Origin of the sequence: Variovorax brevis (genome assembly GCF_030317105.1) — a bacterium.
GTDB lineage: Bacteria > Pseudomonadota > Gammaproteobacteria > Burkholderiales > Burkholderiaceae_C > Variovorax > Variovorax brevis.
Window position 1 is genome coordinate 65,735 of sequence record NZ_JASZYG010000017.1, and the last position, 21,049, is coordinate 86,783.

The 21,049-nt window shown below is 62.5% G+C and carries 21 protein-coding genes and 2 pseudogenes; 13 read left to right on the forward strand and 10 right to left on the reverse strand.

Annotated elements, in window-relative coordinates:
* Nucleotides 1–228: 228 nt before the first annotated feature.
* The 3 genes from QTI66_RS32255 to QTI66_RS32270 form a co-directional block, all read right to left on the reverse strand.
* Nucleotides 229–1,533 carry a sensor histidine kinase gene (locus QTI66_RS32255; RefSeq protein ID WP_286564453.1) on the reverse strand — a complete coding sequence of 435 codons (1,305 nt, stop codon included), beginning with the start codon at nt 1,531–1,533 and terminating at the stop codon, nt 229–231.
* A gap of 386 nt (nt 1,534–1,919) precedes the next feature.
* Nucleotides 1,920–2,576: a hypothetical protein gene (locus QTI66_RS32260; RefSeq protein ID WP_444815078.1), complete on the reverse strand. Its 657-nt coding sequence runs from the start codon at nt 2,574–2,576 to the stop codon at nt 1,920–1,922.
* A 44-nt stretch (nt 2,577–2,620) separates the two neighbouring features.
* On the reverse strand, nt 2,621–2,863 hold the full coding sequence (locus QTI66_RS32270) for a hypothetical protein (protein ID WP_286564455.1): 243 nt from the start codon (nt 2,861–2,863) through the stop codon (nt 2,621–2,623).
* 437 nt (nt 2,864–3,300) lie between these two features.
* Here QTI66_RS32270 and QTI66_RS32275 point away from each other — a divergent pair, with 437 nt between their 5' ends.
* On the forward strand, nt 3,301–3,474 hold the full coding sequence (locus tag QTI66_RS32275; protein ID WP_286564456.1) for a hypothetical protein: 174 nt from the start codon (nt 3,301–3,303) through the stop codon (nt 3,472–3,474).
* A 179-nt stretch (nt 3,475–3,653) separates the two neighbouring features.
* Here the strand turns inward: QTI66_RS32275 and QTI66_RS32280 are convergent.
* Nucleotides 3,654–4,417, reverse strand: a protein-coding gene (locus QTI66_RS32280) for an IS5 family transposase (RefSeq protein ID WP_286564457.1) whose coding sequence is annotated in 2 segments (ribosomal slippage) — nt 3,654–4,102 and nt 4,102–4,417 — 765 coding nt in all. Because the reading frame shifts where the segments join, the coding sequence is not laid out codon by codon here.
* 161 nt (nt 4,418–4,578) lie between these two features.
* Here QTI66_RS32280 and QTI66_RS32285 point away from each other — a divergent pair.
* The 6 genes from QTI66_RS32285 (at nt 4,579) to QTI66_RS32310 (ending at nt 10,774) form a co-directional block, all read left to right on the forward strand.
* The gene (locus QTI66_RS32285) at nt 4,579–4,968 is read left to right on the forward strand and encodes a hypothetical protein (RefSeq protein ID WP_286564458.1); all 390 of its coding nucleotides are present in this window, start codon (nt 4,579–4,581) and stop codon (nt 4,966–4,968) included.
* Nucleotides 4,965–5,723 carry an alpha/beta fold hydrolase gene (locus QTI66_RS32290; protein ID WP_286564459.1) on the forward strand — a complete coding sequence of 253 codons (759 nt, stop codon included), beginning with the start codon at nt 4,965–4,967 and terminating at the stop codon, nt 5,721–5,723. The genes QTI66_RS32285 and QTI66_RS32290 overlap by 4 nt, the downstream gene beginning before the upstream one ends.
* Before the next feature lie 496 nt (nt 5,724–6,219).
* Complete coding sequence (locus QTI66_RS32295; RefSeq protein ID WP_286564460.1) at nt 6,220–6,879, forward strand: hypothetical protein; 660 nt, start codon at nt 6,220–6,222, stop codon at nt 6,877–6,879.
* A 9-nt stretch (nt 6,880–6,888) separates the two neighbouring features.
* Nucleotides 6,889–8,859, forward strand: a complete 1,971-nt coding sequence (locus QTI66_RS32300; RefSeq protein WP_286564461.1) for a TnsB C-terminal domain-containing protein — start codon at nt 6,889–6,891, stop codon at nt 8,857–8,859.
* Between the two features lie 53 nt (nt 8,860–8,912).
* A complete protein-coding gene (locus QTI66_RS32305) occupies nt 8,913–10,058 on the forward strand; it encodes an AAA family ATPase (RefSeq protein ID WP_286564462.1) in 1,146 nt (381 codons plus the stop codon).
* A gap of 431 nt (nt 10,059–10,489) precedes the next feature.
* A complete protein-coding gene (locus QTI66_RS32310; RefSeq protein ID WP_286564463.1) occupies nt 10,490–10,774 on the forward strand; it encodes a hypothetical protein in 285 nt (94 codons plus the stop codon).
* A gap of 65 nt (nt 10,775–10,839) precedes the next feature.
* Here the strand turns inward: QTI66_RS32310 and QTI66_RS32315 are convergent, their stop codons facing one another.
* A complete protein-coding gene (locus tag QTI66_RS32315) occupies nt 10,840–11,235 on the reverse strand; it encodes an IS110 family transposase (RefSeq protein ID WP_286564464.1) in 396 nt (131 codons plus the stop codon).
* 19 nt (nt 11,236–11,254) lie between these two features.
* Here QTI66_RS32315 and QTI66_RS32320 point away from each other — a divergent pair.
* The 3 genes and pseudogenes from QTI66_RS32320 to QTI66_RS32330 form a co-directional block, all read left to right on the forward strand.
* Nucleotides 11,255–11,491 (forward strand): annotated as a pseudogene (locus tag QTI66_RS32320) (IS5-like element ISCARN85 family transposase); the annotation flags it as partial.
* A gap of 81 nt (nt 11,492–11,572) precedes the next feature.
* Entirely contained in the window at nt 11,573–12,016 is a 444-nt protein-coding gene (locus QTI66_RS32325) for a helix-turn-helix domain-containing protein (protein WP_286564466.1), read from the forward strand.
* Nucleotides 12,016–12,687, forward strand: coding sequence for an IS630 family transposase (locus QTI66_RS32330; RefSeq protein WP_286564467.1), 672 nt, complete (start codon nt 12,016–12,018; stop codon nt 12,685–12,687). The genes QTI66_RS32325 and QTI66_RS32330 overlap by 1 nt, the downstream gene beginning before the upstream one ends.
* A 4-nt stretch (nt 12,688–12,691) precedes the next feature.
* Here QTI66_RS32330 and QTI66_RS32335 read toward each other — a convergent pair whose 3' ends face one another.
* From QTI66_RS32335 to QTI66_RS32350, 3 genes and pseudogenes are all read right to left on the reverse strand, one after another.
* The gene (locus QTI66_RS32335) at nt 12,692–13,024 is read right to left on the reverse strand and encodes a hypothetical protein (protein ID WP_286564469.1); all 333 of its coding nucleotides are present in this window, start codon (nt 13,022–13,024) and stop codon (nt 12,692–12,694) included.
* A 212-nt stretch (nt 13,025–13,236) separates the two neighbouring features.
* A complete protein-coding gene (locus tag QTI66_RS32340) occupies nt 13,237–13,371 on the reverse strand; it encodes a hypothetical protein (RefSeq protein WP_286564471.1) in 135 nt (44 codons plus the stop codon).
* Between the two features lie 552 nt (nt 13,372–13,923).
* Nucleotides 13,924–15,544 (reverse strand): annotated as a pseudogene (locus QTI66_RS32350) (ISL3 family transposase); the annotation flags it as partial.
* A gap of 134 nt (nt 15,545–15,678) precedes the next feature.
* Between QTI66_RS32350 and QTI66_RS32355 the strand changes: the two are divergent.
* Entirely contained in the window at nt 15,679–16,242 is a 564-nt protein-coding gene (locus QTI66_RS32355; RefSeq protein WP_286564473.1) for a transglutaminase-like domain-containing protein, read from the forward strand.
* Nucleotides 16,243–16,467: 225 nt separating this feature from the next.
* On the forward strand, nt 16,468–18,510 hold the full coding sequence (locus QTI66_RS32360; RefSeq protein WP_286564474.1) for a fused MFS/spermidine synthase: 2,043 nt from the start codon (nt 16,468–16,470) through the stop codon (nt 18,508–18,510).
* Between the two features lie 124 nt (nt 18,511–18,634).
* On the opposite strand, the gene QTI66_RS32365 is transcribed toward QTI66_RS32360, so the two are convergent.
* Nucleotides 18,635–18,880: a hypothetical protein gene (locus QTI66_RS32365; protein ID WP_286564475.1), complete on the reverse strand. Its 246-nt coding sequence runs from the start codon at nt 18,878–18,880 to the stop codon at nt 18,635–18,637.
* 441 nt (nt 18,881–19,321) lie between these two features.
* On the opposite strand from QTI66_RS32365, the gene QTI66_RS32370 reads away from it, so the two are divergent.
* Nucleotides 19,322–20,101, forward strand: coding sequence for a hypothetical protein (locus QTI66_RS32370; RefSeq protein WP_286564476.1), 780 nt, complete (start codon nt 19,322–19,324; stop codon nt 20,099–20,101).
* A 627-nt stretch (nt 20,102–20,728) separates the two neighbouring features.
* Here QTI66_RS32370 and QTI66_RS32375 read toward each other — a convergent pair.
* Entirely contained in the window at nt 20,729–21,043 is a 315-nt protein-coding gene (locus QTI66_RS32375) for a glutaminase (RefSeq protein WP_286564478.1), read from the reverse strand.
* Nucleotides 21,044–21,049 lie beyond the last annotated feature (6 nt).

The following is a 21,049-nucleotide window of genomic DNA, read 5'->3' on the forward strand; positions in this document are numbered from 1 at the left end:
GCTTTTTTGGCCGCCCAAATGGGGGTCAGGGCCCACTGCCGTCGACGCTCCCGCAACTTGCAGCGGCCGGTTTCAAGCCTCAAGCGGTCCTAACCTCTACGTCGGCATTCGCTGCACAACGGTATTCGACAGGTCAATCATCCGGGCTACTCAACAGTCTCCGACGAGGGCGCGGGCAGCGGCAGCGGCGCTGCTGGCGAAGCTGCCTGCGTGCGAGGGGCAGGCTTCTCAGACGAGCGTGTGCGAATGGTTTTCTTGGCTCTGATTGACGTTGCGGACGATCAGGGTGCATCGCGTGCCGCGGCCCGAAATTGATTCAAGCGATACGGTCGAATTCAGCAACTTCGCCAGACGCGCGACGATCGAAAGACCCAGACCCAAGCCTTCGCTCGACATGGCAGCGCCTTCCTTAGCGCGATAGAACTCGTCGAACACTCTTTCGAGCTGATCCCCGGGGATGCCGATGCCTTGGTCCCAGACTTCGACGCGGACCTGTCCACGACGCAATCGCGCAGCGAGGAGAATTCGACGATCGGGGGGGGTGTACTTAATGGCGTTCGAAAGCACATTGCCGATCAGGCGTCGCAGCCGGATCCCGTCCGACAGAACGACAGCCGGCGTCGATCGCATCCGCAACTCGATGCTCCGTTCCTTGGCGAGGGGCTCGTACTGCATCTTCAGATCGCGAAGCAGATCCGCGATTTGAACGGGCTCCGCGCGGACCGCCGTTCGACAGACGTCCAGGCTTGCAAACTCGAACAGGGTATCGAAGAGCCCCTGGACCGCGACACCGGTGGTGGCGATCTTGGGAGCCAGTTCAACCTGCATCTCCGGAGAGGACTGAAAGAAGTCCAGATACAGGTTCAGCGCCGCGATCGGCTGCCGCAAGTCGTGTGTCGCGGCCGCAAGGAATCGGTTCTTGGCGCGGACAGCTTCGCTCGCCTCCCTCCCCTTGCGGGCGAGATCAAATTGCAGGCCGAACTGTTGCTCATGGTTTGCCAAGGCCACGCTGCCTATCTTGAACATCGCCCAGCCGTGAACCAGTGGCAACAGAACGAGCCAAAAATCGAATTCGAAGTGCTCCGTTCTTGCCACCGCCGAGTACGCGACACAAGAAGTGATGGTCAGCACCGATGCCGCGATACTGAACTTCATCAGCGAGGGAATGAGCGCGATGCGTGTCAGTGGCCCGAACGTCATGACCGTCAGGATGATCCAGCAGCCCATCTGGTGCGGGTCGGAAACCTGGTCAAAGTAGAGAAGGACCGATGCCCCCCAAAAGACCGCTTCCAACACGAAGACGAAGAGGCTGTTTCGCACGGCTGCGACCAAAGGTTCAGGGCTGCCATTGTCAAGACGTGGGAAATGAAAACGCACGATCCAAAATCTTGCGCCCCCCAATGACGCGCCTAACACGAGCCACAGCAGCAACGCCCCGCGGTCGGCGTCGCGCCAGCAAAGACCCACGACCAGCAGCATGAGCACCGAGCCAACGAGCTGCCCGCGGGAGTCCTTTGCGAACTGTCGCGCCATCTCAGCCTCGATCCATTGCCTGCGACGTCGGCGTTCTCCCAGCTTTGTAGACGACGTCGGTTCTGATTCAGTGGCGGGCGCGAGCACCACGCGCGAAGCTGCGGAAGTGGAACTAGGTGCACTATCGGTGCGTGGCGCCGAGCGCACTGCAGCCTCGAGCTCGATGTTGTCAGGTGAAATGAAGGACACGGGAATGTGGACCTTTGTTGAGCGCGCTGTTCAGCGTCTTTCCACCGCATTTCCGACTTCGCTCCTCGACCTGAGGCCATAGGCTTCCAACGCCATTGCCGTCAAGGAGTCCAGACCCGCCGCCCACGCAGCGGTCTTTCGGCGATCCTCCTTCATGCCGTCCTCCATGGAGGACTTTGCAATGTTGCCAGGCTTGATCATTTGAACCACTCACCGAAAAGTCCAGCCAGGATGCCCTTGCGCGACGGCGCGGAACCCGCGGCAGCTGCCTCCCGGTGACCAAAAGCGGACCATTCCGTGTTCAAGGCCGCCTCGAGTGCGGCAATGTTGCGCGGGTTGTATTGCCAGAACGCGTTGACTGAGAAATGCACGGCTCCCTTGGCGCCGTGCGCCGACTTCAAGAGAACACATTCGGCACCGACACTTTCGAGCAACGAAATTCCCGCCAGTGTCGGGATGAATGGCATGCCATCAGCGCTACCCTCGAGATCGTGCGTCAACGAGATGCTGATCGCCGTTACTGTTCCGATGAGGCCGCAAATCTGCCTGACCAATTCGAGCAATACCACTCTGCCGAGCCCAAGATCGCGAAGACGCTGGACCTGCCCATCCGTTGAGACCGAGAAATTCTGGATGTGTGCGACGGTCGGTTCCTTGTCTGATGAACGGGGCACCACCGCACCGAGATAGAGCTGTCCATAGTGGACGAGTACTGGACGGTCGAACGTACAGGGCTCCTCATTCGCTGCGCCAAAAAGCAATGGGCGAAGATTCGATTCCTTCATATGATTTGGGCCTGGCTCAAGCGCCATGCCCTGGCCAATTCGTGCCCCAATGACCTCGGCGAGCAGCACAGACCGCGCGCAACCCTCGATCACCGCCGCCTGCTGGATGCCAGCTACGCTGTGGTGATTTCATGATCTATGGAAAGCTCCATAGAAGGTTTCTTCAGTTGTTTGATTTGTCCCTCGTGTTGCTTGAGCATCTGCTCCAGGTTCACCAGCCACAGTCGTCGCTCGAAGGCTGGCATGTCGAACGTGGCGCTGCAGCGGTCGCACTCCTGGTGCCCGAGCACGGCGTCGGCCAGCGTTGGGGACGCGAGCGCCTCGCCGCATTTCGGGCAGCTACCAAGCAATTTCATGTCCGTAGTTCCCATTGGCTTCTTGTCAGAGACCCATTGTTGGCAACTGAGCTTTATTTGGGTAGGGCCAGTTTTCGGTGTATTAAGGGGACCAGTTGCACGGGCCTGCATGGAGAGCAGCAACGGGCGTCTGCGTGCGAACCGTGTCGCACTGGCGCACGCGCTTGGTCCTGGGCGGCACGTAGAACACATAAGCACGCAACACGTCGACGCCCAACGCGCTGTTCGAAATCTACACGCGCGTGATCGCCGAACCACGTCGCTGGGTAGGCGAGCCCGCCTGGCTTTTCAGCCATCCCGCAACGGCTGAAAGGAGAAGCGATTGAAGAAGCCGAGATTCAGCAAAGAGCAGATCGCATGCGCATTGCGGTTGGCCGAGTCGACGCCGATGGTCACATGGGCGCCGCCCTCTAGCGGCAACCATCCGCCATCGCTTCGTGGTCGCTTCGCCCGTCGGGCTGCGCGCCTCGCGGCTCACGGGCGAACTCGAACAGATTGCAGCCGACATCGCCGCGCAAATGGTCAAGGAAGCCATGCCCGACAGAGCCGTGAAGTGCAATAAAGATGCGATCGTTGCGATTTCACAAAACTCAATGAAATCAGCTACTTAGGGGGCCTTCAAGCGCCTGCGGTCGCAACATTACGCCCATTTTTTTGGTACTAAAGTTGCGACAGTGTTGATCAAAGTAGTAATTTTGAATCCTCACCTGGGTTTCGCACGGGCGCATCTTTACTTCTTTCGACGCCCCTGTCCTTGCTGCACGTCCGCGCAGCACCTGTCTAGGGCGTGTTAACACAAACGAAGCCCGTCAGCGATCAGGGCGAAGCTGATGAAGCCCAAGAACATCACATCGAGCTTTTCGAAGCGAGAGAAGATGCGTCTATAGCCTTTGAGGCGTCGGAACAGTCGCTCGACTTCGTTGCGGCGCTTGTACATCTCTCGGTTGTACTCCCAAGGCTCAATTCGAGTCTTCAACGGCGGCACGACTGGAATGAACCCCAGATCGAGCGCCAACTGCCTGGTCTCATTGCCCTCGTAGGCGCGGTCCATCAACAGATGGATGGGGCGATCCGGTCCGCCCAGGCGACGCAACAGCGCGCGGCCTTCTGGCGCATCGTGTGCCTGGCCGGGCGACAGCGAGAACGTTATGGCCGTTCGAGCATCCGCGGCAACCATATGAATCTTGGTGTTCCACCCGCCTCTGGACTTTCCGATGGCCTGTGGGCCGTTTTTTTTAACGCCCCGGTGCCATCGGGATGCACCTTGATGCTTGTGCTGTCCAGCGAGACGGCTTCGATCCTGATGCGAACGACCTGAGCACGCTGCAACTCCTCGAATACCCGGTCGAGCACGCCAGCTTTGGACCAGCGGTTCATGCGCGTGTAGATGGTGTGCCAATTGCCGAACCGCTTTGGCAGCCCGCGCCACTTGCATCCGTGCTCGGCGACATACAGGATGGCATTCAACACGCTCAGATTCGATAGGCTGACGTTGCCTCTTTGCAGCGGCAGGCAGTGCTCTATCTGGGCGAACTGGGCTTGCGTAATCTCCATGCATGGAGTGTCTCGCATCAACCACGGCCTTCTCAATTAGTGTTAACACGCCCTAGCCCAGCTCGCGCTTGTGGCGCTCTTCGTCGGCGTTGCATCTGCTCAACCGCAACCGCCGGGATCGGGAACCGGGTTGAACATTGCCCGGGCTGGAGATGGACGGCGTGGACGCGGCTGACCTCTACGTCGCGCTGTTCGGCGACACGCCCCCGCCCAAGCCCGCGGTCAGCGCCGAAGAGTGCGAGCGCCAGCGCATCGAGGCTCACGAAGCGGAGGTGGGCAACCTCGACCTGATCGGCAGCAACGTCCACAACCGGGCCGCCGCCGTCTGGAAGTACGAGGTCGAGCAGCGTGCCGATCCCGAGTGCTGCGTGAACTGGGAGTGGCGCCAGACCCCTGAACACGCCTGGCCCGCAAAACCTTGGAGCGAACTGGCCCTTGGCGGCGCCCCCAATTTCGCCCAGCCTGCACACGCCCCGTCGACTGGAACAACAAGCGATACGACTTCAGGAAAAAGCCCTGAACCCACAACCACACCTTTTCACGTTCCATGAACACTGCAACCATTTCCCCTCCATCGCCGTTCCTCCTGCTCACCGAGGGCATGCGCGCCATGATGGACGCCACGCGCCTGGCCGCAACGTGGTCCATGCGCTGGCTGCACCCGCAAGGCGATGGCCACCCTGTACTGGTGTTGCCCGGGCTGGGCGCCAACGACCTGACGACCAAGCCCCTGCGCGCCTTCCTTGACGGCTTGGGCTACCAGACCCAAGGCTGGAACCAAGGCATCAACTGCGGCCCGCAGCCCGGCGTGCTCGACAAGATGTCGGCCGAGCTCAAGGCGATGGCGAACGGCGGGCAAAAAGTCACGGTCATCGGCTGGTCACTTGGCGGTGTGTACGCGCGCTACCTTGCCTTGCAGCACCCGGAGCTGGTGCGCCAGATCATCACGCTTGGCTCACCCTTCGCAGGTGACGTGGCTTCGGCCACCAACGCGGGCGCACTCTACAAGATGCTGAGCGGCGAGACTGTCGAAGCGGACGACTGCATCATCAAGGCCATCGCGCAGACCCCGAGCGTGCCAACCACGAGCGTCTTCAGCCGCACCGACGGCGTGGTCGCCTGGCGCGCCTCACTCGAGCAGGAAGGCCCGCTCGCCGAGAACATCGAGGTGCGCGGCAGCCACATCGGCCTGGGCATGAACACCGCCGTCTATCAGGTGGTGGCGGATCGCCTGGCGCAGGCTGAAGGGCAGTGGCAGCCCTTCGCTCGCCGCTCGCTGTCCTACCCCGACCCTGCGCGGGCTTGACGCCATGATGGATCACTTCAAGGTCGTGAGCCTCCGAGCTCCAGGTGCCGCGGGCAACGTGTTCCACAACCGCCCATGAGCGCCGACCGCGTCAAGCCTCGCTTCAAGGTTGGCGAAGCTTCGCAGTCATCCGGGGCGCAGGTGGCATCGGGACATCTCTGGGCTGGCGTCCCGCTCGCCCAACCTTCCCGCATGAGATCATCTTCAGTTTTCGTGATCAGACGGAGGCAACCATTGAGTCGGTCGTCATCGATACCGTTGCTGGCGACGGAACAGACGTCCCGAGAAACAGTCCCAAGGATGTCGTGAGGAGTAGTAAAAGTGTGTCTGTTGCCTTTTCGCAAAAGCCAATGGAATCAATAAGTTAGCGAAGGACTGCATGACGGCGAGCTCAACATTACTTCGCAAATTTTGGTAATAAATTTGTGCTTCGTTGTCAGCAAGTAGTAATGTTGTGGTGCTCACGGTGTTTTCGCAAAAGCACATTGTTACTACGATGGCACACCTGTCCGGTCCCGGCAGCGCACCGTTCAGCCGTCCGCTGCCACTGCCGCGCGGCGGTTGGCGCCGGCGCATCGAGGTGTTCAGCCCCAAGCTCGGACGGCGCCTGAGCCTGGGCAACTACGACGCGTTTCGCACCTGGCTGGCGATCGAAGCCAACCCCGCCATCGAGTCGTTTACCGAGCGCCCTGCCCATGTCGACGGCCCGGGCAGTGCGGTCATCGATTTCTGGGTCCAGCTTCGCAATGTCCCCTCCGGCGAGTTCTGGTTCATCGAGGACAGGAGGCCATCGCACGATGGATCAGATGCTTCGCTGCATGAGACCCCTGCCCTGCCGGCCATCCTGCACAAGCAGACGGTTCGATTGGTGCGTCAGGAAGATCTGCAGGCGTGGTCAGTTCCGATCGCCAACTGGTCGCGCATCGTTCCCTACCTGGTCAGTCACCGGCGCTTTCGCGACCCGCTGCTCGAGCAGTCCATCGTCGTTTATCTCGGTCAGCCGCGGACACTGGACGCGGTGCTGGAGCAGTTTGCAACGAACGACGCCACAAGCGTCGAAGCGTCGCTCTTCGCTTTGGTGGCTGGCGGACGTGTCGAGAGTCCTGACCTGGCTGTCACGCCGCTGAGTGGCGACACCCGCTTCCTACGGGCCTGAGGAGTTGCAATGACTTCTGTTGATGCAAAGAGCAAACGGCGCTCCCTGCGCCTTGCCGAATGGCCGGTCCTGGATGACCGCGCACTCGTGAAGGAACAGCGCACGCAGTTCAGGCAGCGCAAACGGGCCGTCGAAGCATATGCCCGCGGTGAGACCTTGGCGCGTATCGCCCGGGAGTGGGGTATCCATGGCTACACCGTCCAGCGGCTCGCGCACCGCGCGCTGCAGGCGCATCCGGATGGTCGACTGTGGGGCTACCGCGCGCTGGCACCGCACGTCCGGGTTCAAGCGTACGAGCGAAGCAAGGCGCCTCGCGTACTGGTGCACGGAAAGGCCGGCAACGCCGGCGCCTTTGCCCAGTTGCTGCAGCGCCATCCAGGTCTGGCGGCCCAGTTGCGGCGCGAACTCGAAGCAGGCAACGTCACCCTGCAGCCTGGCGAACCTGGTCGCCTGACAGGCGTCAAGGGCGCGGCGGCCCGATTTCATCAGGCGTGCCGCGAGCTCGGTCTGGGCGCTGGTGACTACCCGTTGAACCAGCAGGACATGGCCATCCGCTCGCTGGGGCGTACGCTGCGGGCCTGGATGCAGGATGACTTTGACCTTGCGGCCCGCGCGGCCGGCACGCGCATCAAGCCAGCGTCGGCGCTGCGCCAGTTGCCCGAACGCGGTGCCAGCGATGCGTTCGACACGGTCGAGTTCGACGCCCACAAGATGGACGTGCGATTGAAAGTCATTGACCGCGATCCGCTGGGGGGCGAGCAAAGCTACGAGACCGAACGGGTGTGGCTGCTGGCCATCATCGACGTCGCCACCCGTTGCATCCTCGGCTACACGCTTTCCACGAAGCGCGAGTGCAGCCGCTTTGAGGCCATTGCGACCTTTCGGCGCGCCGTCACGCCAGCCAGCGCGCCGCAGCTGACACTGCCGGGCCTGAGCCTTCTGCGCTCGGGCGGGTTCGTGTCGCAGGCCCTGGAGCAGACGCGCTACGCCTGCTGGCGCCAGATTCGCCTGGACAATGCCCGCGCGCATCTGGCGGCCACCAGCCTGGACGTGGTGTGCGAGGCGCTCGGCTGCGCCGCCGATTTCGGGCCCGTCTACCAGCCGGACGACCGCCCTTTCATCGAACGCTTCTTCGGCACCGTCACCGCAACGCTCTCGCGCCGCCTGCCAGGCGCGCTGGCTGGCCGCGGCGCAGCCCAGACAGCGTTGAAGCGCCTGCGCGACCCGAAGGACACCTTGCGGCTGATCGTCACGACCCAGGAACTGGAGGAACTGCTGGACCTGACCGTGTGGAACTACCACGGCACGCCGCATGCGGGGCTGGGTGGCTTCACGCCGCTGGAGATGATGCAACGCCACGTGCTGGGCATAGGCCGCGAGCCCGTTCGATTGCGGCTCATCCCCCAGCCCCTGCGCGAGTGCCCCGAACTGCTGCACGATCCCGTGCTGTGCCGGGTGCACGGCAACCTGGGCCGCGGCGAGCGGCCCTACATCACCTTCTTCAACGTGCGCTACACCAGCGAGTGGCTGGCGCAGCGCAGCGGCCTCATCGGGCAACGCCTGCGAATCCACTACGACGAGAACGATCTGCGCCGCGTGCGCGCCAGCACCCAGGACGGCCAGGTGCTGGAGGATCTGCTGGCCAGCGGTGCGTGGCGCCACGAGCCACATTCGCTGTGGGTGCGCCAGGAGGTCTTCAGGGCCAAGCGCAGACGGCAACTGGAATTCGGCACGGGCGACAACCCGATCGAAGCCTTCCTGGCGCTGCGGCGCATGGACGCCGCCAAGCGCCGGCGCTCGGCCAGCGACATCGCGCAGGTGCAGCGCGAGCGCAAGACGGCGAGCGCAAAGGCCAAGGCAAGAGTGAATCCGACCCCGCCGTCATCGGTCGAGCCCACCGCCGTGCCGGCGCTTTCGCAGCTGGTCACCGGCCCGGTGAAGGCCAAGCGCCTGCGCATCGAGCCCGGCTACACGCGCTGAACGCTGGCGCGGGTGCGCCGCGGGGCGCTGGCCGGGACCGTCCAACGCCGGCCGTGGCGGGCCGCGCCGAGTGTCGCCGCCTGCAAGGAGCAGGCATGAACCAGAAGAAATCCTCGACCCCGGCCGCGTCAAGGACACGGGTCAGCGCGACGCGCGTGCGCGCTACGGGCGCTACGGGCGCAGCGGGCGGCAATGTGAGGAGTGGCAGGCATGGCGGCACGTCATCAACTGCGGCACTGACCGCCACCTCCACCCTTGCCCCGCTGTCAGTTCACAACCATCCGTTGGTCCGGCACCATTACCGCGTTGCGACATCCGCCATCGAGTCGTTCGTCGATCTGGTCGAACACTGCATCCGCGTGCTCATACCCGGCGCGCTCATCCACGCCCGCCCGCGCATGGGCAAGACGCACGCGATCGACTACGTGGCGCTGCATCTGGCCAGAAAGCGTCCCGACATCCTGGTGCTTCGCATGTCCTGCGAGCACCACCGCAGCGATTTCGAGGGGCCGTTCTTCAGCACACTGCTGGGCGCCGCAGGCGTGCGCGAGCCCCAGGGCAGGACGATCGCCGAGAAGCGTTTTGCGCTGATGCGCCGGCTGAGCGAGCAGTTGCAGCTGCGCTCGGGCCACATCGTCGTGTTGCTGTGCGACGAAGCGCAGCGAATGTCCAGGCACGCGCTGGAGTGGCTGCGCGATGTCCATGATCAGCTCGCTCACCATGGGCTTCGCCTGATCACTTTTCTCGTAGGCCAACCCCAGCTGATGGAGCACAAGGCCCGCTACCAGCTGGCTGGCGACGAGCAGATCGTGGCGCGCTTCATGATTGAGCAGCTGCATTTCCGCAGCGCCGCCGAGGCGGCCACCTGCTTGGCCAGCTACGACGTGAGCCGGTATCCGGAGGGGACCGGCGATACATTCACCGCTTTCTTCTATCCCCTGGCCTACGGCGCAGGACTGCGGCTGGAGCACTCGGCCGCGGATCTGTGGAACGGCTTCGTGCATGCGCATGCGGCCGCGCAGCTGCACGGCATGACCGAGATTCCGATGGACTACTTCACGCGTGCAGTGGAATCGATGCTGATCAACGGGGTGCAGTGGGACGCGACGTCCCTGGAACTCGGACCTGCGCACTGGGAGCGCGCAGTGCGCGATTCCGGCTACGTGGCGGCCCAGCAGACCGTGCCATTGCAGGTGTAGTGGTGGTCCTCCCGATCCTCGTGTTGCCGCCGGCGACGCTCGAAAACGTCTGCTTCGAACCAGGCGCAGAGGCGGGATGGGCGCGAGCCGGGGGCGTGCGCTCGCGCCGCATGGCAGGCGCTGCCCGATGCGTCCCAGTCCCTGCGCTCGCACCGTCGAGCTGGAGCAATCGCGACGAACTCATTGAAAGGTGGCGCCGCATATCGCGGCCGCCATGGCCACCGACCCGCCCCTCGCACGGGCAGGCCCCGGCTGCGCGGGCAACCGCCCTGCCCGCTTCCGCGCCACTCGCGTCGCAGGAGTTGCTTGGGGACTGCGAGCGCCTCACGCGGCTGCTCTTGCGCAGGTCGCGGGCCCGTCTGTCGCACACGCATCGATGGGCAATCAAACGGGCAGCACGTCAGTTCGATCTGCGCAGTGCGACCATCACCGTGACGCCAGCCGATGCAGCCGCCGCGGCCTGGATGCTGGCGGCGATGCACTGGTGGGGCTGCCGGCATCCGGGCGCCCTCCAATGCAAGCCGCTGCACCCGCCGACAGGAATCGTGCGGTGGTTGGCGGGGTTCAGCCTGCGCCAGCAGGTCGATCACCCGCGCGAGGTCATCTCGATGCTGCCCCGGTCGATGGCGCTCATCGAGCGCCGAAGTCACGAGATCGTGTCGGCCATGATCCGTCGACAGGGCGTCGTCGCACTGCTGCCGGAGTTGCTGCGTTGATTGGGGCTTCGAAGAAGCCCAAGAAAAGCCAGCGAGCACAACTTTACTACTTGTTTAGCACGTTTTTACTGCACCTCACGGCTGTTGAGCCGAACCAGCAACTCGGCCGGGCTGCGGCGTCCGCTGTAATGCTGGCTGCGGCAGAACCGATTCAAGGCGGCCTCGCTCAGCCGGGCGGCCGACACGGCCGAGGGATAGCGCCTGACGAACGCCAGGCCGATGGGCGAAGTGATGTCACAAAAAATGCAAGCCGCGCCCGGCCAAAAGGCTTCGAGCTGGCTGCGCAGCTGGTTGCCCAGTGCCACACGGGTGGCCACCAGATCGTCGCGCGAGCGCACCAACGCACGCAGCGCGCGGATCGAATCGGACTGCGGCGACAACTGTCTCCAGCGATGGCCATCAGTGCGCAAAAGGTCAGCCAGCAGGTAAGCCCTGCGCCGCGGCAATTTGGCGGCCTTCAAAACAGAGAGCTTGCCTTATGAGACCAGGCAGTTGGCGCTCGATCTGGGGTTCATTCCAGTCGTGCCGCCGTTGAAGACTCGAATTGAGCCTTGGGAGTACAACCGAGAGATGTACAAGCGCCGCAACGAAGTCGAGCGACTGTTCCGACGCCTCAAAGGCTATAGACGCATCTTCTCTCGCTTCGAAAAACTCGATGTGATGTTCGTGGGCTTCATCAGCTTCGCCCTGATCGCTGACGGGCTTCGTTTGTGTTGACACGCCCTAGTACAACGACACATAACTAACGGAACATGAATACACTTCGTCTATCCCCGTTGGGTTTACGAAGGAGTTCTCATGCGCCAGACCGAACTGCATTTGACCGAGAAGGATCGGTGGGTCATCGAGGAGATTCGAAGCAAGGGAATTCATCATTCGCGCGAAGTGAACCGGGCGCATGCGCTGTCGTGTCTGGATCGCGGAATTCCCGAGGCGCAGATCATGGACGTTCTGGGGATCGGACGAACTGCGCTGTGGCGCACCCGGTCGGCATACCTGCAAGGAGGCGTCGATCTCGCCGTGTTCGACGTTGCACGCTCGGGTCGACCTCGACAGTACGACACCGATGCCGAAGCGCGCGTGACGGCGCTGGCGTGTTCCGCTCCGCCCGAGGGTCGCCAGCGCTGGACGATCGTCGAGCTCGAACGGGCTGCACGCCTGGAATCGGGCCTTGGCAACGTCAGTCGAGAAACCGTGCGGCGCATGTTAAAAAAAGCGATCTCAAGCCCTGGCGGCGGCTGATGTGGTGCATCGGCACGCTCACCGAAGAGTACCGCTGCCGCATGTACAACCTGCTCAAGCTGTACGCCAAACCGATGCGCGCCGACGAGCCCGTGATTTGCATCGACGAGAAGAGTCTGCAACTCATTGCCCATAGCCGCGAGCCGTTGCCTATGGCGCCGGGCGCACCGGCCAAGCTGGACTACGAATACGTGCGCAAGGGCACGACCAATTTGTTCGTGGCGGTAGAGCCCAAGGCGGGGCAGCGCGTCGTCTCGGTCACCGCTCATCGGGGTAAGGCGGACTTTGTCGGCTTCGTCCAGACACTTCTCACCCACACGTATGCGACCGCGCGCCGCGTTCATCTCGTGCTGGACAACCTGAACATCCATTTCAGGAAATGCTTTGACGATGTGTTGGGAAGGCGAGCTGCCAGCACACTGCTGCGTCGGGTTTGCTTCCACTACACGCCCAAGCACGCAAGTTGGCTCAACATGGCAGAGATCGAGATCGGCATCCTCACGCGCCAATGCCTGAACCGTCGCCTGCCAAGCCAGCAACTTCTGCGGCGCCAAGTCGATGCTTGGCAAACAGATCGAAACGCGGTGCGCCGGACCATCGATTGGAAGTTCACTCGACAGGATGCGGACCGAAAGCTCCGGCGTCACTACGTTTCGGAACTTACGTGTTAATGTACTAGTCGTGGGCCTTGAGCAACTGGCCTGACACGTAGATTGCGACGTTGACACCTCGGGGCTTGCAACTCAGCTTGAATGCAATGTCGCCCATGGCCTCGCCATGCCACTCCAGGCGCACGACCGGGTCGGTGCCGAAGGCGGATTCGTCGATGAGGTTGTGTCGGGTGAGATCCATGGTCACCGAGAGTTCTGTTCCGCTCTGGTGGATTTGCCCTTTGAAGAATTGAAGCGCGTCGGCGCCGAACACGGTGCCGTCGCTGATCAACACAGCGCCGGTCCCCAGGATCCCTTGATCGGTCGTGAAATGGGCTTCGTAGATTCCGTTGCGCATGCTTGATGTCGTGGTGGGTGAGCTTGTAGTCTCTACCAATGTGGAGGGGGCTGCAACCTGACAGGTTTTCGCATTGTCCTTGGGGGGCGCGCCGTGGCTGGTCGTCTGGTGTCGGTTTCCCTTCAACCCGTCACTTTTGATCTTTCAATTGGCACAGATGATCCTTTCAATGTGTCATCAGTTGGCGCGCGCGTGGCTGCCTTCGGCTCCGTTCACACGTCGGCTTCGTCGGGCTCCTGCAACGCCGTGAGTTTGAAAATGCCTGCCGCGGCCGCCCGATCAAGTAGTGCGAAGCTGATAGATTCCGTCTTCTCACGGATCGCCAACTCGGCCGCCTGAACCAGCAAGGTCGTGATCCTGCCGATCAGGCCCCATTGAATGCCGTCAGCTTCTGGATCATCTCCTTGTCGTGAAGGAGAGCGGGCCAAAGTGGGGGCTACGCTGCCCTCTTTGGGCAGTTCCGCATCCCATCGAGAGTCTGGACCCGGTCATCCTCTTCATCGCCGCCTATGGGCGATGCCGAACTGTCGCGGCAGCTTGCCGGGCAGGGATTCCACATTCGTGAAGTGTAATAAAGATGCGATCGTTGCGATTTCACAAAACCCAATGAAATCAGCTACTTAGGGGGCCTTCAAGCGCCTGCGGTCGCAACATTACGCCCATTTTTTTGGTACTAAAGTTGCGACAGTGTTGATCAAAGTAGTAATTTTGAATCCTCACCTGGGTTTCGCACGGGCGCATCTTTACTTCTTTCGACGCCCTGCCCTTGCCGCACGTCCGCGCAGCACTGTCATCGACTTCTGGGTCCAGCTTTGCAAACTTCCGAGCGGCGATTCTGGTTTATCGAGGCGTGAGGTGTAGTAAAGATGTTTCTTCCGCACTTGGTGTGACGCCGTGGTTCAGTTTGGATGAAGCACGCGTATGCGCAGAAGGTCGAGCTTGGCGCGGCCGTACATCTGACGCTTGAGGAACTTGAGCCGGTTGACTTGCCCCTCGACCTGGCCGCTGCTCCACTCGGAAGTGAAGGCCGCGCGCACTGCGGACAAATCAGCCTTGAGGCCCGTTGCGAATCGACGCATTTCCGGCACGTCGCAATCACTGGCCTTGGCCAGCCAGCGATCGAATCCGTCAAGGTCGCGACGGTGAATCAGGCCAAGAAAGTGGCGCGTCAGACTGCCAGCCACAGCAATCGCCGGTTCGATTTTGCACAGCCTTTCGACGAAGCACTGTTGGTCAAAGCCCTTGCGTTCGGCCGCTCTTTTCCCATGCCAGCCGACCAGCCATGCAAAGGCTTGCCTTGACGACGGGCAAGCGATGCCGCGAGCTGCCTGTTTTCCCCCTTGTCCATGGCTTTTGCCGGCGTGAGCGCGCGCCATTGCGCTGCGAACCGTGTTGAGGCTCCCAGCAAAGCCTTGCGCTTGCAACTCGTGCCAGACATGAGCTGCGTTGACGCAGCCTTTGGCGACGCGCGAATTCAGGTGCTGACGATGCCCGTCCAGCAAAAGTCGGGCCGCGCGTGCGCGGTGCTCGCTCAGGAAATGAACCTGAGCTCACGAACTTGCTCACCGTTCGTTGGTCAAGGTTCATGGCACGGCCAATCGCCTTGTACGTCTCGCCGAGCTGGCGGCGGCGCATGACCTCTTCATAGCGGGCAAGTCGCGCCTCACGGCGCTGGATGCCCAGGCGCTGCCAGATATTGAGCTTCAGCTGCGACGCGTAGGTGTCGGTGATCGGATGAGCTTCCACTATCGGCACTTCTCCCGGCGTTCTGGCGGCTTCGCGCAAACTCGCTGCCCGTCGCACCAGCAGTCGCTCCACCGCCTCGCGCAAGTTGGTCAGAAGGTGCCAGCGGTCGGCAACCTGTTGAGCATCTGGATTGGCGGCGCGAGCTGCCTCCGAATAGGCACCGGCGCGATCACGGGCCACGATATCGACGCTCGGGTGTTGCCGCAGCCACCTTGTCACAATCGACGTCTCTCGCCCTGCGAGCACCTCGATTGGGCGACGCGTCTGCAGGTCGATGATGACAGTGCCGTAGCGGTGACCACGCTTGATCGCCCAGTCGTCGATGCCAATGACGACGGGTGGCGTCTGCGGTGCGGGACACCCGGCTCGGCGTAGCTCGCGCAGCACGGTGTCGCCGCTGGTGCCCATCCCAAGTCTGGCCGCAAGTCGTGCGGCCGCGGCGCCGCCGAGAGCGTAGCCAAGAGAGCGCAGGGACTCGTTCAGTCGTTGCGTGCGGCGCTGGTTCGGCGCTGCCAACGAATCGAGCGGCTCGCAGAAGGTGCGCTGCGTGCAGTGCGGATTGAGGCACTTGAATCGGCGAACCTCAATCGATAAGGTGACGCGCTGGCCGAAGCTGGGCCGGTCATCGAGCCGGCGGCGGGAACGCCCATGCACCCGGGAGCTGCGGCGCGAACAACTCGGGCACGCCGCCCCTCGAACGGAACCACACACGTCCACGCGCAGGCGATCATCGCCTTCGTTCCACTCGCCGACGTGCTTGCCAACGGTCCTGAGCGTCTGAGAAGGCCAGGAATGACGGTCATTGCTACCTCGCGTTTGAACAAAGGCAACATTTGGGGGCGAGGCACCGCAGTTCAAACTTCAGGCCGCCAAGTCAGCCGTTCCAGCAGACCATCACGTCACACAAAGTGCGGAAGAACCATCTTTGCTACACCTCACGGCTGCCGCAAGATGCACTCGTCTACTTGCTGCAAAGCCGCTACTGCCCTTCCGACAAAATGCAAGCGCAGGCCAGGAACCTTGTAGATAAATCATCGAGCGGCTACGCGCAGGTGGAATCGATCCGTGCATGGATTCACCAGAACCTTGAATACAAATACGGCGTGAGCAATGGCAGCACCGACGCTATCGACACGCTCCGCTTTGGCGCAGGCGTCTGTCGCGACTTCTCACATGTGGGAATCGCGATGTGCCGTGCTCTTTGGATTCCTGCACGCATGGTCGTCGGATACCTTCACGGACTGGAGCCGATGGACATGCACGCGTGGTTCGAAGCCTTTGTTGGCGGGCGGTGGTACACCTTTGATGCCACCCAGGCACAGCCGCGCGGCGGCCGCATCGTCGTTGCCTACGGACGCGACGCAGCGGACGTGGCTTTCTTGTCGAACTATGGGCCTCTCGAAATGCTCGACATGAAGGTCGTCGTCACCTGCCTGCCTGCTCATCGGACTTCAACAATTCATCCGGATTGACCGTGGACTTTTTCGGCGAATCCTTGGTGGCAGCAAGGGCGCGATGTCTCCTGAGCCTCCTGTTTAACCTGGTGTGAGATCGTTGGTATGAGAATTGCATCTACGCTTCGGCTGACGGCACTCGCTGTTTTTGCCGACGTGACGTTGCGCGAGTGAATCGGCCTCGTGTGCTGGCTTTACGCGTCAGCAGTCAACCTTCATTCTCATCAATGGACAGGCCTGTCGATGAACCGCTTTCTGGTCAAGGCCCTTGTCGCTGGAACCATCTTCACCAGCGCCTTTTTGCTATTCCTGGTTCAGCCGATGATCGCCAAGCAGATCCTGCCCTGGTTCGGTGGTTCGGCCGCGGTCTGGTCGGTCTGCATGGTGTTCTTCCAGGTCGCGCTGCTCGCGGGCTATGCGTACTCGGACTGGATCACGCGCCACTTGCGCGTGCGCGTGCAGGCGGCACTGCACGTCGGACTGCTGATTGCGAGCCTGACCTTCCTCCCGATCGTGACCAGCACACGCTGGAAGCCTGCGGGCACGGAGGATCCGACGCTGCAAATTCTTGGCTTGCTGCTCGCGACCATCGGCCTGCCGTACTTCCTGCTTTCCACGACCGGGCCGCTCGTGCAGTCGTGGATTGCGCGTACCCCCTTGGGGTCCCAGGTGTATCGTTACTTCTCGCTGTCGAACCTGGCTTCGTTGGCCTCGCTGCTGGCCTATCCCGTGCTGATTGAACCTCGCAGTGAGCTGCTGCAGCAGGCATGGGGCTGGTCGCTCGGTTATTTGATGTTCGTGCTTCTGTGCACTGGCATGGCGCTTTACATGGCACGCCATTGGGACGAGACGGCGCTCGGTGCGACGGCCGCGGCAGTGTCGACGACAACGGAGACACAGACGCCACCGCGCCCCGGGGACTATCTGCTCTGGCTTACTTTGCCCGCGCTCGGTTCCTGGCTGCTGCTCGCCATCACCAACCACATCACGCAGAATGTGGCGGCCATTCCGTTTCTATGGGTGCTACCGCTCTCGGTCTATCTTCTCAGCTTTGTGCTGTGCTTCGAGAGCGACCGGTGGTATCGCCGATCCGTGTTTCTTCCGCTTGCCGCGACGATGCTTGCGCTGTGCGCCTATGGCCTCCAGAGCAGCCTTGGTGTGTACATCAAGACGGCAATCCCGCTCTACGTCGCCGGGCTCTTCGTGTTGTGCATGTTCCTGCATGGCGAAATGGCGCGACTTCGTCCGACCACGCGCTGGTTGACGCGCTTTTACTTGATGCTGTCGCTCGGGGGCGCCTTGGGCGGCGTCTCGGTCGGACTCGTCGCGCCTCATTTGCTGCCGGCCTACTACGAACTGGGAGTTGGTCTGGTGCTGGTCGCGCTGGCGGGCATTGCCTTGCTGCGGAACTCGCGAATTGGCATGGCGGCCGCGCTGTCGTTGGCCGTGTTGAGCGCTTGGTTTCTGGCCGAGCAGGTGCGCGGTGATCTGAGCGATACACGGCGCCTGTCGCGAAACTTCTACGGCACCCTGATGACGCTCGACACGCAGCGCGACAACGCCGAAGACAATGTGCGTCAGATGTATCACGGCTCGATCAAACACGGCGAGCAGTACCTCGCACATGACCGCCGACGCACGCCCACTGCCTATTTCGGCCCCGACTCGGGCATCGGCCACGCACTGGCCGCAGCGCCGCAGAAACCGAGGCGTGTCGGCGTGATCGGGCTGGGCGTCGGCACGCTCGCCAGCTACGGCCGCGTCGGTGATGTTTACCGGATGTACGAGATCAACCCCCAGGTATTTGAACTTGCCGACACCGAGTTCAGTTTTCTGGCCGACAGCTCTGCGCGCATCGAGCGGATACTCGGCGACGCGCGGCTCGCGCTCGAACGCGAGTCGCCCCAAGGCTACGATGTGCTTGCAGTCGACGCTTTCTCGGGCGATGCGGTCCCAATGCATTTGATAACTTTGCAGGCGATGGACGTGTACTGGCGCCACATGACGCCTGACGGCGTGGTGGCCTTCAATGTGACCAACCGCCGCATCGCTCTCGCACCGGTCATCGAGCAGATCGCCAAGGCGCGGGGGCTGCACGTGGTGCTGGTGCACGATGAAGCCGAGCACACTCCCTTTCGCGCGACCGACTGGATGCTGGTCGCGCGGAACCCTTCGCTGCTGGCGCCCGAAGTGATCGGCGTCGAGCCAACGGCTATTCCACCCAACCCGGAGCTGAAAAGGCCCTGGACCGATGACTTCAATAATCTCTTCGTGATACTGAGGTAGTAAGGTCGCAGGGATCAGCATGCCTAGACCGGAAGGCTGTTGCCCCGAAGGGCGCGGCGATGCAGAGCAGTCCACGCGTGAGCGTCCGGCCGTTCCACCTTGACCCGGTTCCGTGCCGGTGACATCAGGATGAGATCGTGGATCCGACGAAGGCGACGCACTCCACGAGGTTGAGGGCGGCCAGCAGCAGGTATTTTTCGGCGTCGGTGCGCACACTCAGCAAGTCGTGGTCGCCCAGGTATCCGTACACGAACGCGAGCAAGTAGCGCTCGAGGTGTTCGTCGCAGAACTGCTGGATGACCTGGTTCGCCGGGCGTGAAGGAGAGTGTGCAAAAGTGTGGGAGGCTGCGAGGCCCCGGCGGCCGGCCATTCTCGCTACTCTGGCGGTCATCGGACGGTCGGAGGCACCCCCCTTAGCGGACGTGGGTTCCTAGTGAGGTCCGTGCTTGACTTTCGAGACCGGCCTCCCACACTTTTGCACACTCTCCCCCACGACTACGTGAGTGGCCAACGCATGAAACGCAACGGGCACATGCAGTGGACTCGCATGGGAGCAAATGCGCTTCTGCAGGTGCGATGCGCGGTGCTCAACGGGCAAGACGTCAGGAACTTCAAACGCTGGTATCCGCCGGATCGAGAGCTTCCCCAACCTGCCACCCCCTCATTGATCGCCCAGATCTAGCCTCTGACTTTGGCCGCTCCCGAATCCGTGCACAAAGCCACAGTTTTGAACCCTGTCGGCGGTCGCGACGACCCGTCCTAACAACATTGATAGTTACCTTTGGTTGCGGGCTTTCGTCCAATAGCGGGCATGCACTTCCCGACCTTTCGCACCGATTCCGCCACCGAGATCCGCGTTCACCTCGCGCCGCACACCCTCATCGCCTGCGAGCTTCAACGCCGCTGGCGCAAGCCGGCGGTGACCCGCAAGGCCAGCTTCGAGTTCATCGCGGGCGAACGCGCCGGCGCCATGGACCGCCTGCAGGACTGGATTGCCGAAGTCCCCGCCAAGCGATCCATCAACTGGGTCGTGGGGCCGACCGAGGCCCTGTACTTCACGCTGCCGTGGTCACCGGCTTGGGTGGATCGCAGCTTGCGCGACACCTTCGCCCGCGAACGCTTCGAGCAACTGTTCGAACGCGACGCCCGAACGGCGGCGTTCTGCTTTGCCGATGCATCGCCCGAGGGCGGACAACTGGTGTCCTGCATCTCGATCGAACTGCATGCCGAACTGGTCGCGCATGCGAAACGCTCTGGATGCGCGCTGGGCGGCATCAAGCCCTCCATTGCCGCGGTCTGGAATCGCTTTCGCGGCGTGCTGGAGACGGAGCAAGGCACCCTGTGCGTGGTCGATGGCGACCAGCAGACGATCGTGCGGCACAACAAGAGCCGGATCGAAGACATCTTTGTCCGGCCATGCTCGCCGGTCGCCAAGGTGATGGCGTCGCGCGGGGGCGTGTTTCGCCGCTTCACGAACGATCCCGCCCACACGCCCATGGGCCGGTCCGGCGACCTGCAGTTGCCGATCCGGCGTGGCTTCGTGGCGGCCCAGGACGCCACCTACGCATTTGCCTTGTGCGGCGCGCTGTGACTTCCGTCCCATCGCAACAAGGGCGGGGCACCGGTAGCTCACCTGCCGCGGACGCCGCTGCGCGACACGCTGGCAGTGGCACCCACACGCACCGTCTCACCGGCGGGGCCCACGGCGCGGACACTTCGAGAGACGTGCGAGCCAGGGGGCACGATGGGCTGGTGCTCCGACATCCCCGCCCGACGGCCTCGCTTGCCTCATCGCTTGAGACGGAGATCCGTTTTGATCCCGCGAGCCAGCAGGATCGTCGCAGCCTTGCCTGGCATTCAAGCACCACCCAAGCACCATCCTGTCGGCAGTGCCGGTCCGCTACCGCGTACAACAGGCCGGCCTTCGCCAGGTTCGATACGACAGCAATGCCGGGGCGACGTATCGGCGATGCCTTCTCGCTGGGTTCCCACAGGGGATCGTCGACCGATTCTTTGCGTCCTCAAGCGTGCGTTTGTTCCTTGGTCCACCGCATACCTTTCAACACAATGGGCAACATGCCACGACCCATCCGCACGCCCCAGGACTTCAGGTCTTCCGCCGCACTGAATCGCGCACAAGATCCGGCGCATGGACGCGCGTCAGTCCTGCCGTTGCCGAGGGAGCGGATCGTCCAATTCGCCATGGGCGGTGTGCTCGTCATGGCCGCGTTCTACATCCTCCTGTGAACCGCACCGGCTTTCCAGGAGGCCTGTGGCCGTTCGCCCAGGTGCTGCATGCGAGCGTGAGCGTGAACAGCTTGGACACGCTCTGGATCGAAAATGGCACGGCCGCGTCGCCGGCGCAGGCCTCGTGGCCGCTGCAGGTCCGAAGCGCAATGCCGAACTGCGATGCGGGCACGCGCGCGAGCGCCGGGATGTAGCTGGCGAACTTCCCACCCACACCGAGCAAGGGGCGGATCTCGGCGTTGATCTCGTCGAGCACGGGCTGGAAGTCCTGGGGTGTGGTCATCATCGTGGG

Bases quoted from the DNA above. Each gene is read 5' to 3' on its own strand.
- QTI66_RS32325 (WP_286564466.1), top strand. From the start codon at position 11,573: ATGCGCCAGACCGAACTGCATTTGACCGAGAAGGATCGGTGGGTCATC.
- QTI66_RS32365 (WP_286564475.1), bottom strand. From the start codon at position 18,880: ATGGCCGGCCGCCGGGGCCTCGCAGCCTCCCACACTTTTGCACACTCT.
- QTI66_RS32290 (WP_286564459.1), top strand. From the start codon at position 4,965: ATGAACACTGCAACCATTTCCCCTCCATCGCCGTTCCTCCTGCTCACC.
- QTI66_RS32375 (WP_286564478.1), bottom strand. From the start codon at position 21,043: ATGATGACCACACCCCAGGACTTCCAGCCCGTGCTCGACGAGATCAAC.
- QTI66_RS32300 (WP_286564461.1), top strand. From the start codon at position 6,889: ATGACTTCTGTTGATGCAAAGAGCAAACGGCGCTCCCTGCGCCTTGCC.
- QTI66_RS32255 (WP_286564453.1), bottom strand. From the start codon at position 1,533: ATGGCGCGACAGTTCGCAAAGGACTCCCGCGGGCAGCTCGTTGGCTCG.
- QTI66_RS32335 (WP_286564469.1), bottom strand. From the start codon at position 13,024: ATGCGCAACGGAATCTACGAAGCCCATTTCACGACCGATCAAGGGATC.
- QTI66_RS32330 (WP_286564467.1), top strand. From the start codon at position 12,016: ATGTGGTGCATCGGCACGCTCACCGAAGAGTACCGCTGCCGCATGTAC.
- QTI66_RS32360 (WP_286564474.1), top strand. From the start codon at position 16,468: ATGAACCGCTTTCTGGTCAAGGCCCTTGTCGCTGGAACCATCTTCACC.
- QTI66_RS32370 (WP_286564476.1), top strand. From the start codon at position 19,322: ATGCACTTCCCGACCTTTCGCACCGATTCCGCCACCGAGATCCGCGTT.
- QTI66_RS32295 (WP_286564460.1), top strand. From the start codon at position 6,220: ATGGCACACCTGTCCGGTCCCGGCAGCGCACCGTTCAGCCGTCCGCTG.
- QTI66_RS32270 (WP_286564455.1), bottom strand. From the start codon at position 2,863: ATGAAATTGCTTGGTAGCTGCCCGAAATGCGGCGAGGCGCTCGCGTCC.